Consider the following 13,169-nt stretch of genomic DNA (forward strand, 5'->3'; position numbering starts at 1 on the left):
CTGGTCTAGCTCTCGACCTCGAAGGTCACGCGCTCCGCGGCGAAGCGCGAGCGTTTGCTGACGAGCGGCTTCGCATCGGCATCGATGTCGGTGCTGTCGACGACCAGCACCGGGCGCCCAATCGCGAGGTCGAGCCGAGCGGCGTCGCTTGCGTCGGCGATGGCTGCCGTGATCCTGGTCGTGCCGCGGCGATAGTCGCGAATGCCGTAATGCGCGAGCAGCGCCGTCATCGAGCGGACTGACGCGAAGATGTGACCGGCCCCGGGAAATCGCTCGGACGACAGCCAGGACGTGCTGACGCAGATCGGGGTCTTGTCGGCAAGACGCAGTGCCTCGATTCGGACCAGCGGTGCACCTGTCTTCAATCGCAGCTCGCGCGCGAGTTCGCGCGTCGCGGGCTCTTCGGACGCTGCGATCAACTGCCCACGAGGCTCACGCCCGCCGGCGCCCACGATCTCGGAGAACCTGGTTCGCGATCTCAGGGGATATGACAGACGAGGCGCTTCGACATAGGTGCCGCTGCCGCGCTCGGCGCGCACGAGGCCGCGTTCCGCCAAGGTCGCGAGCGCGCGACGCACCGTATGACGGTTGACGCGGTAGGTTTCGGCGATCTCGGTCTCGCCGGGCAGGCGCGTGCCGGCGGCGAAGCGGCCGTCGGCGATGTCGCGCTCGATGCCGTCGGCCACCCGCCGCCACAGCGCCACGCCCGAATCGGCGCCCTGCATGCTCATCGCGGCTCTCCGCTCTCCGGCCTCGAAATCACGTCCATGTCATCAAACAGTCATGGCGCTTCGTTACGAAGTTGTCTATTAACATAGACAACTTCGCGACGGCAAGATCGGGATGAAGATGGACGGCGAGACGGCGATGCAGGACCGGCGCAGGGCGGCGATGCGGGTATTGGCGCATGCCTCGCGTGTGGACATCCGCGCCAGGCTCGATAGCCTCGCGCTGCCTGAGCATCGCGACCTGCGCCCGGCGGAGAATGGCCTCGTGATGCTGCGGGGCCGGATCGGCGGTGATGGAGCGCCGTTCAATGTCGGCGAGGCGACGGTGTCGCGCGCCGCGGTGCGGCTGGAGAGCGGCGAGGTCGGGTTCGGCTATGTGCTGGGACGCGACGCCGCCAAGGCGCGTCTGATGGCGCTGTGTGACGCGATGATCCAGTCATCAAGCCACACGCGATCGATCGAGACGCAGGTGGTTGCGCCGCTGCAGGCGCAGATGCGCACTTCGCGCGAGCACCGCGCAGAGGAGGCTGCGGCCACGCGTGTCGATTTCTATACGATGGTGCGAGGAGAAGGCTGATGGCTGCCGCCGCTTCCGATCTGCAGCCTGGTTTCGCCGACAATGTCCTGTCCGCGCAATCGACCTTCCGTACCGTCATGGAGGCCATGGCGCGTCCGGGAAATGTGCGGCAGGTCGAGGTCAATGTCGGCCGGCCCTCGTCCTTGATGCCTGGTGCCGCCGCGATCGCGTTGACTCTGTTCGATCACGATACGCCGATCTGGCTCGATGCGCCGCTCGCCGGCACGCCCGAGGTCGGCGCCTGGCTCAAGTTTCACACCGGGGCGCCGATCGTCGCCAATGCCGCGCTCGCCTGCTTTGCAGTGGCGGCAGACCCCGAAGCGCTGCCTGATCTGAATTCATTCGCGCTCGGCAGTGCTGAGTACCCCGATCGCTCGACGACGCTGATCCTGCAGGTGCCGAGCTTGTCCGGAGGGCCGGCGTTCAAGCTGCGCGGTCCGGGCATCGACGGGACGACATTGTTCCGTGCAACGGTCGCGCCCGCCGACCTGTTCGAGCGGCTGTCGATCAATGAGAAGCTGTTTCCGCGTGGTGTCGATGTGGTGCTGGTCGATGGCTCGTCCATCGTCGCCATCCCGCGGACGACGCGACTCGTTTCCGCAGGAGAGTAAGGCATGTATGTCGCCGTGAAAGGTGGCGAGCGCGCCATCGAGAACGCGCACCGGCTGCTGGCGCATGAGCGCCGGGGTGATCGCGACGTGCCGGAGCTGTCGCTGGTGCAGATCTCCGAGCAGTTGGGGCTTGCCGTCGATCGCGTGATGAGCGAAGGCTCGCTGTACGACCGCGAGCTCGCGGCGCTCGCAATCAAGCAGGCACGGGGTGATCTGATCGAGGCGATCTTCCTGGTGCGCGCCTTCCGCGCGACCCTGCCGCGCTTCGGTGCGACCGAGCCGGTCGACACCGGTGCGATGCGGGTGCAGCGGCGCGTCTCGTCGACCTTCAAGGACATTCCCGGCGGCCAGGTGCTCGGGCCGACCTTCGACTATACGCATCGGCTGCTCGATCCGCAGTTGGCGGCAGGCGCCGAGCCGGAGCCGCCGGCCCGTGCCGAGGCGCCGAATGCGCCGACGCCACGTGTCACCGACATTCTCGGCCAGGACGGCTTGATCGAGCCGTCGCCGCAAGCCGAGGTTGGCGCGCCGGTCGGCGATCTCACCCGCGATCCCCTAGGCTTTCCCGCCGATCGTGATCTGCGGTTGCAGAATCTCGCACGCGGTGATGAGGGATTTCTGCTCGCGCTCGGCTACTCGACCCAGCGCGGCTATGGCCGCAACCATCCCTTTGCCGGCGAAATCCGCTTCGGCGAAGTCGAGGTCGAGTTCTTGGCCGAGGAGATCGGCTTTGCGGTGCCGCTCGGATCGGTCGAGCTGACCGAATGCCAGATGGTGAACCAGTTCAAGGGGTCGGCGACCGAACCGCCGTGCTTCACGCGCGGTTATGGCCTCGCCTTCGGGCAGAGCGAGCGCAAGACGATGTCGATGGCCCTCGTCGACCGAGCCTTGCGCGCGCGCGAGCTCGGCGAGGATATGGTTGCACCGGCGCAGGATGAGGAGTTCGTGATGTCGCACTCCGACAATGTGCAGGCGACCGGGTTCGTCGAGCATCTGAAGCTGCCGCATTATGTCGACTTCCAGTCCGAGCTCGGCCTGCTGCGCAAGCTGCGCCAGGAATTCGCCGAGGCCAATGCCGCTCCTGAATTGAAGGAAGCTGCGGAATGAACGCGCCGACGTACAACTTCGCTTATCTCGACGAGCAGACCAAGCGGATGATCCGCCGCGCGATCCTGAAGGCGATCGCGATTCCCGGCTATCAGGTGCCGTTCGCGAGCCGCGAGATGCCGATGCCCTATGGCTGGGGCACCGGCGGCGTGCAGGTCACCGCCGCCATTCTCGGTCCCGACGATGTGCTCAAGGTCATTGACCAGGGCTCGGACGATACGACAAATGCGATCTCGATTCGCAAGTTCTTCGCCAAGACCGCGGGCGTCGCGACCACGACGTCGACGGAAGAGGCGAGCGTGATTCAGACCCGTCACCGAATTCCCGAGGCGCCGCTTCACGAGGGGCAGGTGCTGGTCTATCAGGTGCCGATCCCGGAGCCGCTGCGCTTTCTCGAGCCGCGCGAGACCGAGACCCGCCGCATGCATGCGCTGGCCGAGTATGGCCTGATGCACGTCAAGCTCTATGAGGACATCGCACGTTTCGGTCATATCGCGACCTCCTACGCCTATCCGGTCAAGGTCAATGCGCGCTACGTGATGGATCCGTCACCGACGCCCAAGTTCGACAATCCCAAGATGGACAATTGCCCGGCGCTGCAATTGTTCGGTGCGGGACGCGAGAAGCGAATCTATGCCATTCCGCCCTATACGCCGGTCGTCTCGCTGGATTTCGAGGACCATCCGTTCACGCGTTACAAGTTCGACGCGCCCTGCGCGCTGTGCGGCGCGGAGGATTCCTATCTGGACGAGATCGTGACCGACGACAAGGGCAGCCGCATGTTCGTGTGCTCCGATACCGATTACTGCGAGGGCCGCCAGGCGTCCGGACATCGTGGCGCGCAGAGCGCCGCTCCACACAAGGAGGGCGCCCATGGCTGAGATGATCAGCGCCTCCGATCAGCCGCTGCTCGTCGCCGAGGGGCTTGCAAAGAGCTACGGCCGGTTGGCGGCATGCCGCGACGTCTCCTTCGTGCTCTATCCAGGCGAGGTGCTCGCCATTGTCGGCGAGTCCGGCTCGGGCAAATCGACACTCTTGCAGATGTTGTCGGCGCAACTGGCGCCGACGGCTGGCCGCGTGTCCTATCGGATGCGTGACGGGGTGCTGCGCGATCTTGCCGGGCTCGGCGAGGCCGAACGCCGTTTTCTGTTCCGCACCGATTGGGGCTATGTCCATCAGGATCCGGCGCAAGGCCTGCGCATGGCGGTTTCGGCGGGCGCCAATGTCGGCGAGCGGCTGATGGCGGTCGGCTGGAATAACTATGGCCGGATCAGGCAGACCGCCTCGTCATGGCTCGCGCGCGTGGAGATCGACGTCGCCCGCATCGACGATGCGCCGCGGACCTATTCCGGTGGCATGCGGCAGCGGCTGCAGATCGCGCGCAATCTCGTGACCGAGCCCAGGCTCGTGTTCATGGACGAGCCGACCGGAGGACTCGACGTGTCCGTGCAGGCGCGCCTGCTCGATCTGATGCGCAGCCTCGTCAACGAGCTCGGGCTCGCCGCCATCGTCGTGACCCACGATCTGGCCGTGGCGCGGTTGCTGTCTCATCGTGTGATGGTCATGAAGGAGGGGGGGGTGATCGAGACCGGTCTCACCGACCAGGTGCTCGATGATCCGCGCGAGCCTTACACGCAGCTCCTCGTGTCCTCGATCCTGCCGCCATGATGCAATTGGGCCCAATGCGATGACCGTGATGATCGATGTCGAGAATGCAGAGAAGACCTTCACCATGCATCTGCAGGGCGGCATACCGCTGCCCGTGGTGCGCGGCGTGTCGTTCCAGGTCAAGGCGGGGGAATGCGTCGTGTTGTCGGGACCGTCGGGCGCGGGCAAGTCGTCGATCCTGAAGATGATCTTCGGCAACTACCGTTGCGATGGCGGCCGCATCGGCGTCCGGCACCAGGGCGAGATGACCGATCTCGCCGGCGCCGAGCCGCGCCTGGTCCTGAATGCGAGGCGGCAGACCATCGGCTATGTCAGCCAGTTCCTGCGCGCGGTGCCGCGCGTCCCTGCACTCGATGTCGTTGCCGAACCGCTGCTCGCGGCCGGCCTGCCGCGCGACGATGCGCGGGTGCGGGCAGGTGGGCTGCTGCGACGGCTGAACATTCCCGAGCGGCTGTGGTCGCTGCCGCCGTCGACCTTCTCGGGCGGCGAGCAGCAGCGGGTCAACATCGCGCGCGGCTTCATCTCCGAAGTTCCGGTGCTGTTGCTCGACGAGCCGACCGCGTCGCTCGATGCGGCGAACCGCGCGGTCGTGGTCGACCTGATCGCAGCCAAGAAGAAGGACGGAGTGGCGATGCTCGCGATCGTGCATGATGACGAGATCCGCGCCCAGATTGCGGATCGCATGGTCGACGTCATGACATTCGCCGCGGCGGCGTAAAGGGACAATTGCAGATGAGCGCGAACATGTCCGATCTCGTGATAGGAAATGCCAGGCTGGTCCTCGCCGACCGCGTCGTCGAGCAGGGCTGGGTGGCGATCGCGGGAGGCCGGATCGCGGAACTGGGCGAGGGGGCAGCGCCGGTTGGCAGCCTGGATGCCGGCGGCGACCTGTTGATGCCTGGCCTGGTCGAACTGCACACTGATCACCTTGAAGCGCATTTCGTGCCGCGCCCGAAAGTCTACTGGGATCCCGTTGCTGCCGTCATTTCCTATGACGGGCAGCTTGCGACCGCGGGCATCACGACGGTGCTGGATTCGCTGCGGGTGTGGAGCGAAGAGGGCGCCGAGGGCGTCGACGGCCAGGCCAATGTGCTCGCGGATGCGATCGCGACGGCGCGCGACGGCGGGCTGCTGCGGTCCGATCACTTCCTGCATCTGCGCTGCGAGGTGCCGATGCCGACCGTGGTCGAGGAGGCGCGGCAACTGGCGGGGCGTCCGGATGTGCGGCTGATGTCGCTGATGGATCATACGCCCGGGCAGCGCCAGTTTCGCGACGAAGGCAAGCTGCGCGACTACTATCGCGGCAAGAGCGGCGGCAAGACCGATGCGGAGCTCGACGTGATGTTTGCACGCCGCTTCGCCTATCAGCAGGCCTATGCGGCGCCGAACATGCGCGACATCGTTGCGCTGGCGAAGACCCATGACGTGCCCCTGGCCAGTCATGACGACACCACCGAGGAGAACGTCGCGGACGCGATCAAGGACGGCATCGCGGTCGCGGAGTTTCCGACCACGATGGAAGCCGCGCGGGGCCTTCACCAGGCGGGCATCAGCATTCTGATGGGCGCTCCCAACGTCGTGCGCGGCGGGTCTCACTCCGGCAACATCGCCGCCGTGGACCTCGCGCGCGAGGGCCTGCTCGACATTCTGTCGTCGGACTACGTACCGTCGAGCCTGCTGATGGGCGCGCTGCAATTGCCGCAGCGGGTGCCTTCCATCGATCTTGCCGCAGCCGTCCGCACCGTCACCAAGGCGCCCGCCGATGCCGTCGGCCTGCATGATCGCGGCGAGATCGCCGCAGGCAAGCGTGCGGACTTGATCCGCGTTCATGTCGCAGGCCAGTTGTCGGTCGTGCGCAGCGTCTGGCGGGAAGGGCAGCGGGTGGCATGAGCGGAACCGAGGTTGCATCGGCGAAGACATCCGAGAAGCTCGGTCCCGGCCGCCTGATCCTGGTGGTCGGGCCGAGCGGCGCGGGCAAGGACACCTTGCTCAACGTGGCGCGCCGCGAATGCGCCAGCGATGACCGGATCGTTTTTCCGCGGCGGATCGTCACGCGCGAGGCCTCGGCTTTCGAGGATAATCTCGAGATGAGCGCGTCCGCTTTTCGTGAGGCGCTCAGCGCCGGTGAGTTCGCGCTGCATTGGGAGGCCCACGGACATGACTACGGCGTGCCGCGCGCGATCAAGAATGACATCCTGGCCGGCCGCACCGTGGTCGTGAACGTCTCGCGAACGATCATTCCCGCCGCGCGTCGGGACTATGCCGACGTCATCGTCGTCGCCATCACCGCGCCGGCGGATGTTCTCGCCGAACGGCTCGGCAAGCGGCACCGTCCGAGCGACGGCGATATCGGTGAGCGTCTTCACCGGGCGGTGAGCGAAGACACCGTGGCGGATGTCACGATCGTCAATGTCGGCGATCCCGAGCCGCACGGTCACAGGCTGGCGGAAATCATCAAGCGACCGATCGACGCAGAACCGATCGGATCCGAGGGAGGAGGCGGCCATGTCGATCATCACCACGATTGAGCAGCTCGAGGCGATCTATGGCGAGACGGGGCTGGCATCGACGGCGAAGGTGGCTGATCGCGTGACGCCGCACTACCGGATCATGATCGAGAAGTCGCCGTTCGTGGCGCTCGCGACCTGCGGTCCTGAAGGTCTCGACTGTTCGCCCCGCGGCGATCTTCCCGGCTTCATCCGTATCCACGATGACAAGACCCTGATGATGCCGGATCGCCGCGGCAACAATCGCGTGGATTCCCTGCGCAATATCGTGCGCGATCCGCGGATCGGTCTGCTGTTCCTGATTCCGGGATCGGGCAATACACTGCGTGTGAACGGACACGGTCATCTGTCGACGGCTCCCGATCTGTTGGAGTCGTTCCGGATGGAAGGCAAGCCGCCGCGCTCCGTCCTCGTCATGGCGGTGGAAGAGATCTACTTCCAATGCGCCCGCGCGATCGTTCGTGCCGATCTCTGGAACCCTGACAAGCGCGTCGACCCGCAGCAACTGCCGACGCCGGGACAGATTCTTGCGGCGATGACGGCCAACGATATCGACAGCGCGGCGTACGATCGCGAGTGGCCCGAGCGCGCGCGGAAATCCTTGTGGTGAATTCGGCGCGCGGCTCTTCAAAAAGGGAAGGCCGGGCTCCGAAAGATCAGGCTGCGACGTCGAGCAGGCGTGAGGATCCTCTGATGAGAACCTTGCGCCCGGCGACGGTGAGCGTCGCGGCGCCATTGTCGATTGCGACGAGTCCAAATGCAGTGAGCTCGTCGACAATCACGCCGTTCAGCCTGCGGCGTTCACGCGCGGGAATGCGAAGCGCCTTCAGCGTCTCCCATTGGTCCGGCGTGAGCTCGTGTTCGATTTCCGCGTTCATGCTGCCTCGAATGTTGACGTTCCGCACCCGTCTTAGAAAGTCCGCGTGACGAAGATGCGACCTTCATGCATCCGTACTGATACGGTTCACGTCATTACGCTCGAACCCGCCGGCGATTAATTCAAATTTGAATGATCGCGAATGTGGTGCTGCATTGGAGCTCGCCGTGTTGGTAGCGGTGAACGATCGTCCGGCGTTAACAGATAATTAAGGTGTGTGGGCGGCGCACAACGGTAACGCCTCTGTCACATCGGTGTGTCAAACGGCGCCATCGTCCTGCTCGAATCGGCCGGCGCATGTTTGAAACGAAACACGTTGAATGGCTGACCTGACCGACGTTTCGCCGCTGCAGTCGAACCGCAGAATCTGGTTGCGCAGCCTGGGCGGACTGGCCCTGAGCCTCTCGATTGCGGCTGTGGCCGTGTCCTGGCACGCGCCGTCAAGAAGCTCGACTTCGCTCATGTTCTGTCGATCGTCGAGGCCACGGACCTTCATCTGATCGCGATGGCGCTGGCGTTCATCGTCCTCTCCTACGCCAGCCTCACGCTCTACGACGTGTTCGCGTTGCGGACGATTGGCCGGCGGGACATTCCCTATCGCGCGGCCGCGCTCGGCAGCTTCACGAGCTACCCGATTGCGCACGGCATCGGCGCGGTCGCGTTGATCTCACCGCTGGTTCGATATCGGATCTACGCGCCGTACCGGCTCGGTGCGATCGACATCGCCAATATCAGCTTCCTCACCGGACTGACCTTCTGGCTCGGAAATCTCACCGCGCTCGGCCTGAGCTTGATGATTGATCCGGACGCCTTCGGATGGGTGGAGTATTGGCCGCCGGCGCTCAACCGTCTCGTTGCCGCGGCACTGCTTTGCGCCGTTGCCGCCTTCGTCGTGTGGAGCTGGCCGGGGCGGCGAAGCGCCCGCTGGCCCGTTCGATTGCCGTCCGGGCCCGCTGTGCTGCTGCAGATCCTGGTCGGACTGGTCGAGCTCAGCACCGCGGCGCTGGCAATGTACGTCCTCATGCCGGCGGAACTCGGCATCGATCTCGCGCGGTTGATGGCGGTCTTCATTGCCGCGACCTTGCTTGGATTTGCCAGCCATGCCCCGGCCGGCATCGGCCTGTTCGATGCAACGATCCTGCTGGGCCTGGGCGGCGATCAGGAGCGGCTGCTCGCGGCGCTGCTGATCTTCCGCGCGCTCTATCACCTGCTGCCGTTCGTGCTCGCCCTCGCCGTGTTCGGCAGCGTCGAACTCTCGCGATCCTGCCGGAGATCGTCGCCCGTGTCAGACCGGCGAGTTCAGCTTCAGCCCGATCATGCCGGTGATGATCAGCGTGAGGCAGAACAGCCGCGTCGGATCCGCCGGCTCGCTGTAGAGGATCATGCCGGCGAGGATGCTCCCGGCCGCGCCGATCCCGGTCCATACCGCATAGGCGGTGCCAAACGGCAGTGAGCGCAGCGCGAGCGACATCATCGCGAAGCTGAGCAGAATGGCGATCACGGTGGCGACGCTGGGCCAGAAGCGCGTCAATCCGTCGGAATGCTTCAGGCCGAGCGCCCAGATGATCTCGAGAGCTCCAGCCGCGAACAGAGCAAGCCAGCCGTTCATGAGGGCCGTGCACCCAACGGCGTGACATCGCCCACGGATCCGAGGCCGGCGTCGCGAAGTTGCGGATCGCCTGCACCCAGCAGTCCGGCCATTTCGTCATCTCCGCGCCGGTCGAACCTGCCGTCCATCTGCATGGTTTGCGCGACGCGCATATGACAAGCTGGGCGCGCGTCGGGTCTATCTCTCCTCCATCATCGTGAATACGAATCCTGTCAGCGTTGCGCCGACAGCAAAGGACAGCGTCAACACACCGACGAAGATCACGAACGTCACATGCGGATCGAGACTGTGGGCGATCAGGGTCGAGACGCCGAACGCATCCAGTTGGATCAGCGCGAAGGCGAAGCCGAGCCCCATGGCGATGCCCATGAAGGTGTGGGAGGCCAGCTCGATCAGCATGGCCAGATTGACCGCTGCGCTGCGTCGTTTGGGCGCCATGGGCTCGGACTCCATGCCTATGGCCATGAACGCTGGAACGGCAAACGTTGTTCCTGTGCCGGCTGGCAAAGCCGATTGCCAAACCGAGCCGACAGCGGCTACGGATGACCGAGGTTCGGCCGCGGAAGAACAAGGGCTCGAACGGCCCGCAAGGGCGCCGGCGCGGCGTCGCGCAATCCGACAGGGAGGATGACAACCCATGACGAACGCCATTCGTTTCCACAAGACCGGCGGTCCCGAGGTCCTCGCTTGGGAGCAGATCGAGGTCGGCAAGCCCGGCCCCGGCGAGGCGCGCATCCGCCATACGGCGATCGGGCTCAACTTCATCGACATCTACAATCGCTCCGGGCTCTATCCGGTCCAGCTTCCGAGCGGACTGGGCAGCGAGGGCGCCGGTGTGATCGAGGAGCTGGGCGAAGGGGTGACGGACCTGAAGGTGGGCGACCGCGTCGCCTACGGCTCGTCGCCGCTCGGCGCCTATTCAGAGGCGCGGCTGATGCCGGCCGCGCTGCTGCTGAAGCTGCCCGATGACATCGATGACAAGACCGCCGCGGCGATGATGCTCAAGGGCCTGACCGCCCAGTACCTGATCCGGCAGACCTACCGCGTCAAGGCGGGCGAGACCATCCTGCTGCATGCCGCTGCCGGCGGCGTCGGCCTCATCCTCAGCCAGTGGGCCAAGCACCTCGGTGCCACCGTCATCGGCACGGTATCCAGCGACGACAAGGCGCAACTGGCCAGGGCGCATGGCTGCGAGCATACCATCATCTATACGCGCGAGGACTTCGTCGCGCGCGTCGGCGAGATCACCGGCGGCAAGAAGGTGCCTGTCGTCTATGACTCCGTCGGCAAGGACACGTTCCTGAAGTCGCTCGATTGCCTCGCGCCGCTCGGCTACGCCGTGCTGTTTGGCCAGTCCTCGGGCGCCGTCGATCCGCTCAATCTCGGGCTGCTCGCCCAAAAGGGCTCGCTGTTCGTGACCCGGCCGACGCTGTTCACCTATGCGGCCAAGCGTGAAAGCCTGGTCGCGATGGCCAACGAATTGTTCGACGTGGTCAAGTCGGGCGCGGTGAAGATCGAGGTCAATCAGACCTATCCGCTCAAGGACGCGGCCCGGGCACACGCCGATCTCGCGGCGCGCAAGACGACCGGCTCGACCGTCTTTCTGGTTTGACTTGGTTTGAGGCATCCGTCCGAGGTGAGCCTGTTGCAGACGCAGGCTCACCCGTTTCGTCGGCGCGGCGTGCGACACGGGCCGGCGCAGTCCGGTCAAACCTGCTCGTGCTTGCGCAGATCGCGAAGGTGATCGAACTGGACCGCCTGCAGGTCGGCGTCCCGCCCATCGATCTCGGGCAGGGCGGCTTCGGACATGATATCGGCCGTGACGTCCGCAACCGACCGGTCGACGATCTCGTGGATGAAGCTGACGTTCGAATATTCCCCCGACGCGATACGCGCAACGACGTCGCGCCGGGTCATTTCAGGATCGACCACGGCCTCGCGTCCGCGCCGGCCGTAGTCGATCATCACGACGAAATACTGCATGGAGCGCCGGTTCGCCTTCGGCTGACTGTGATGCTCCATTATTTCTTTAAATCAGAATTTTGTCAAGGCTGATTCGGTCCACCCTCGCCTCAGCCGACTCCATCCTCCGCCTGCGCGGCCATGACCACACCGGCATCGGCCGCAGAAATAGTCCAGGCGATGTAACGTGGCGTGCGGAAGCATGTTCCCGCACGCCATGAGGACCGCGTGATCGCCCATCACTGCACGTTGAACGTCGCGCCGGGACATTCGGTGGTCACGCTGATCGGGATCCCCTGCGCCGCCGCCGCGGTCGGCTTCGGCTTCGCAACCACCTTCCAGCGGCCGGGCTTGTTCAGCCAATATCTGTGCCTCGATGTCGCAATGCGGCGCTCGGTATAGGTCGTGCCCTTCCAGATCAAGGGGCCCTTCGGCTTCGGTGCCGCGACCTCATGCCACGGTCCGAACTCGCCGAAGTCCATGAACCACAGATGCCATTCGAGCTTCTGATATTCATGATGGGACGCGACCACCTCGACGATGGGGCGGCCGTTCAGCCACGACACCTCGTCCTCGAGTGGCTTGATCTGCTGGCAACGGGTATGCAACGGCTCCTGAACGCGAAGCAGATCGTCTCGCTGGCTTTGCGTGAGCATCGCCGAGGTGACGGGCAGTCCCACGTTCTGATCATCGGCCGGATATGAGCAGATCGGCACCGTCGGCGGCCCCTGGCCCGTCCAGGGATTGTTGCTGCAATAGACTCGCCTGGTCACCGACGAAATGCCGGTGGTCGCCGTTTCCTCCGCCTTTCCGGTTTCCCGGTCCCAGACACCGCTGAACGTCGTCTTTTGATTCGGCGGACAGGCCACGGTCTTGTGGGCCGTCCACCAGTGCGAAACCTCGAATTCATAGTACGAGTAGCGCGGCTCTGGATACAGCACGGCTCTGACGCTGGTCAGCGCGTGGTGCGCTTCGCACGCCGTTCCATAGGTATCCAGCCAGCACACGAGGTGGAAGTTTTCGTTCGGCCAGCATCCCGCACGCGCCGACGACGTGAAGCCGAATGCGGCGATCACCAAGGTAAAGGCAAGAAGATATCTCCGCATGGCGTTTCCCATGATGGCGTTTCCCCATGTCCCGCCTGTGCAGCCACAGGTTGACGATGAGTTTGCTCCGGCGCGGCGCCTGGTCCTTGATCGGGATCAATCCGCTTGCGCGACGTCGGCAACGTCGGCCGGATATCGGCGATGAGGCGACGGCGCAGCAGGTCCGGCTCGCTGGCAGCCCCTGGATCGTCGGGGCGGGTCCCAGCTTGGAGCCGAGATAGCGGAAGACCAGCCTGTCCCACCGCCGCCTCCGAATGCCGACTGCTACGTCCATAGCGATGAGCTGCGGGTCGAGGACTGATCCGGGCGCCAGGCGCGGCTAGCGGCAAGGCGTCACGCCCGTCGAGGCTGGGCAAGAATCCGAATTAGGGGGGTGAGAGGGCTCGGCGCGGTGCAATTTCGAGCCATGACTGCATC

General features: G+C 65.1%; 16 protein-coding genes. 10 read left to right on the top strand and 6 right to left on the bottom strand.

The window, feature by feature from the left end; all coding sequences use genetic code 11:
• Positions 1 to 5: 5 nt before the first annotated feature.
• On the bottom strand, positions 6 to 731 hold the full coding sequence (gene phnF, locus QX121_RS05890; RefSeq protein ID WP_315796509.1) for a phosphonate metabolism transcriptional regulator PhnF: 726 nt from the start codon (positions 729 to 731) through the stop codon (positions 6 to 8).
• Between the two features lie 118 nt (positions 732 to 849).
• On the opposite strand from phnF, the gene phnG reads away from it, so the two are divergent.
• The 9 genes from phnG to QX121_RS05935 are packed head-to-tail and all read left to right on the top strand — an operon-like array spanning position 850 to position 7,808.
• Positions 850 to 1,305, top strand: a complete 456-nt coding sequence (phnG, locus tag QX121_RS05895; RefSeq protein WP_315796624.1) for a phosphonate C-P lyase system protein PhnG — start codon at positions 850 to 852, stop codon at positions 1,303 to 1,305.
• Positions 1,305 to 1,916: a phosphonate C-P lyase system protein PhnH gene (gene phnH, locus QX121_RS05900; protein WP_315796510.1), complete on the top strand. Its 612-nt coding sequence runs from the start codon at positions 1,305 to 1,307 to the stop codon at positions 1,914 to 1,916. Before phnG ends, phnH begins: the two co-directional genes overlap by 1 nt.
• Before the next feature lie 3 nt (positions 1,917 to 1,919).
• Positions 1,920 to 3,023: a carbon-phosphorus lyase complex subunit PhnI gene (locus QX121_RS05905; RefSeq protein WP_315811402.1), complete on the top strand. Its 1,104-nt coding sequence runs from the start codon at positions 1,920 to 1,922 to the stop codon at positions 3,021 to 3,023.
• A complete protein-coding gene (locus QX121_RS05910; protein ID WP_315811403.1) occupies positions 3,020 to 3,904 on the top strand; it encodes an alpha-D-ribose 1-methylphosphonate 5-phosphate C-P-lyase PhnJ in 885 nt (294 codons plus the stop codon). Before QX121_RS05905 ends, QX121_RS05910 begins: the two co-directional genes overlap by 4 nt.
• Entirely contained in the window at positions 3,897 to 4,691 is a 795-nt protein-coding gene (phnK, locus tag QX121_RS05915) for a phosphonate C-P lyase system protein PhnK (protein ID WP_315811404.1), read from the top strand. Before QX121_RS05910 ends, phnK begins: the two co-directional genes overlap by 8 nt.
• 19 nt (positions 4,692 to 4,710) lie before the next feature.
• Positions 4,711 to 5,409, top strand: coding sequence for a phosphonate C-P lyase system protein PhnL (gene phnL, locus QX121_RS05920; RefSeq protein ID WP_315811405.1), 699 nt, complete (start codon positions 4,711 to 4,713; stop codon positions 5,407 to 5,409).
• Positions 5,410 to 5,423: 14 nt separating this feature from the next.
• Positions 5,424 to 6,581: an alpha-D-ribose 1-methylphosphonate 5-triphosphate diphosphatase gene (locus QX121_RS05925; RefSeq protein ID WP_315756178.1), complete on the top strand. Its 1,158-nt coding sequence runs from the start codon at positions 5,424 to 5,426 to the stop codon at positions 6,579 to 6,581.
• Positions 6,578 to 7,219: a phosphonate metabolism protein/1,5-bisphosphokinase (PRPP-forming) PhnN gene (gene phnN / locus QX121_RS05930; RefSeq protein ID WP_315811406.1), complete on the top strand. Its 642-nt coding sequence runs from the start codon at positions 6,578 to 6,580 to the stop codon at positions 7,217 to 7,219. Before QX121_RS05925 ends, phnN begins: the two co-directional genes overlap by 4 nt.
• A complete protein-coding gene (locus tag QX121_RS05935) occupies positions 7,197 to 7,808 on the top strand; it encodes a pyridoxamine 5'-phosphate oxidase family protein (protein ID WP_315811407.1) in 612 nt (203 codons plus the stop codon). Before phnN ends, QX121_RS05935 begins: the two co-directional genes overlap by 23 nt.
• Positions 7,809 to 7,854: 46 nt before the next feature.
• Here the strand turns inward: QX121_RS05935 and QX121_RS05940 are convergent, their stop codons facing one another.
• The 3 genes from QX121_RS05940 to QX121_RS05950 all read right to left on the bottom strand — a co-directional run bounded on the left by QX121_RS05940 (position 7,855) and on the right by QX121_RS05950 (position 10,122).
• The gene (locus tag QX121_RS05940; protein ID WP_315741029.1) at positions 7,855 to 8,076 is read right to left on the bottom strand and encodes a hypothetical protein; all 222 of its coding nucleotides are present in this window, start codon (positions 8,074 to 8,076) and stop codon (positions 7,855 to 7,857) included.
• A 1,284-nt stretch (positions 8,077 to 9,360) separates the two neighbouring features.
• Entirely contained in the window at positions 9,361 to 9,684 is a 324-nt protein-coding gene (locus tag QX121_RS05945; protein WP_315741019.1) for a multidrug efflux SMR transporter, read from the bottom strand.
• A 177-nt stretch (positions 9,685 to 9,861) separates the two neighbouring features.
• Positions 9,862 to 10,122, bottom strand: coding sequence for a hypothetical protein (locus QX121_RS05950; protein WP_315741020.1), 261 nt, complete (start codon positions 10,120 to 10,122; stop codon positions 9,862 to 9,864).
• Between the two features lie 199 nt (positions 10,123 to 10,321).
• On the opposite strand from QX121_RS05950, the gene QX121_RS05955 reads away from it, so the two are divergent.
• Positions 10,322 to 11,296, top strand: coding sequence for a quinone oxidoreductase (locus tag QX121_RS05955; RefSeq protein WP_315811408.1), 975 nt, complete (start codon positions 10,322 to 10,324; stop codon positions 11,294 to 11,296).
• Between the two features lie 95 nt (positions 11,297 to 11,391).
• On the opposite strand, the gene QX121_RS05960 is transcribed toward QX121_RS05955, so the two are convergent.
• Both QX121_RS05960 and QX121_RS05965 read right to left on the bottom strand, forming a co-directional pair.
• A complete protein-coding gene (locus QX121_RS05960; RefSeq protein WP_315741022.1) occupies positions 11,392 to 11,667 on the bottom strand; it encodes a hypothetical protein in 276 nt (91 codons plus the stop codon).
• A 218-nt stretch (positions 11,668 to 11,885) separates the two neighbouring features.
• Complete coding sequence (locus QX121_RS05965; protein WP_315811409.1) at positions 11,886 to 12,752, bottom strand: hypothetical protein; 867 nt, start codon at positions 12,750 to 12,752, stop codon at positions 11,886 to 11,888.
• Between the last annotated feature and the right edge of the window lie 417 nt (positions 12,753 to 13,169).

The organism is Bradyrhizobium sp. SZCCHNR2028 (assembly GCF_032380995.1).
Taxonomy (GTDB): domain Bacteria; phylum Pseudomonadota; class Alphaproteobacteria; order Rhizobiales; family Xanthobacteraceae; genus Bradyrhizobium.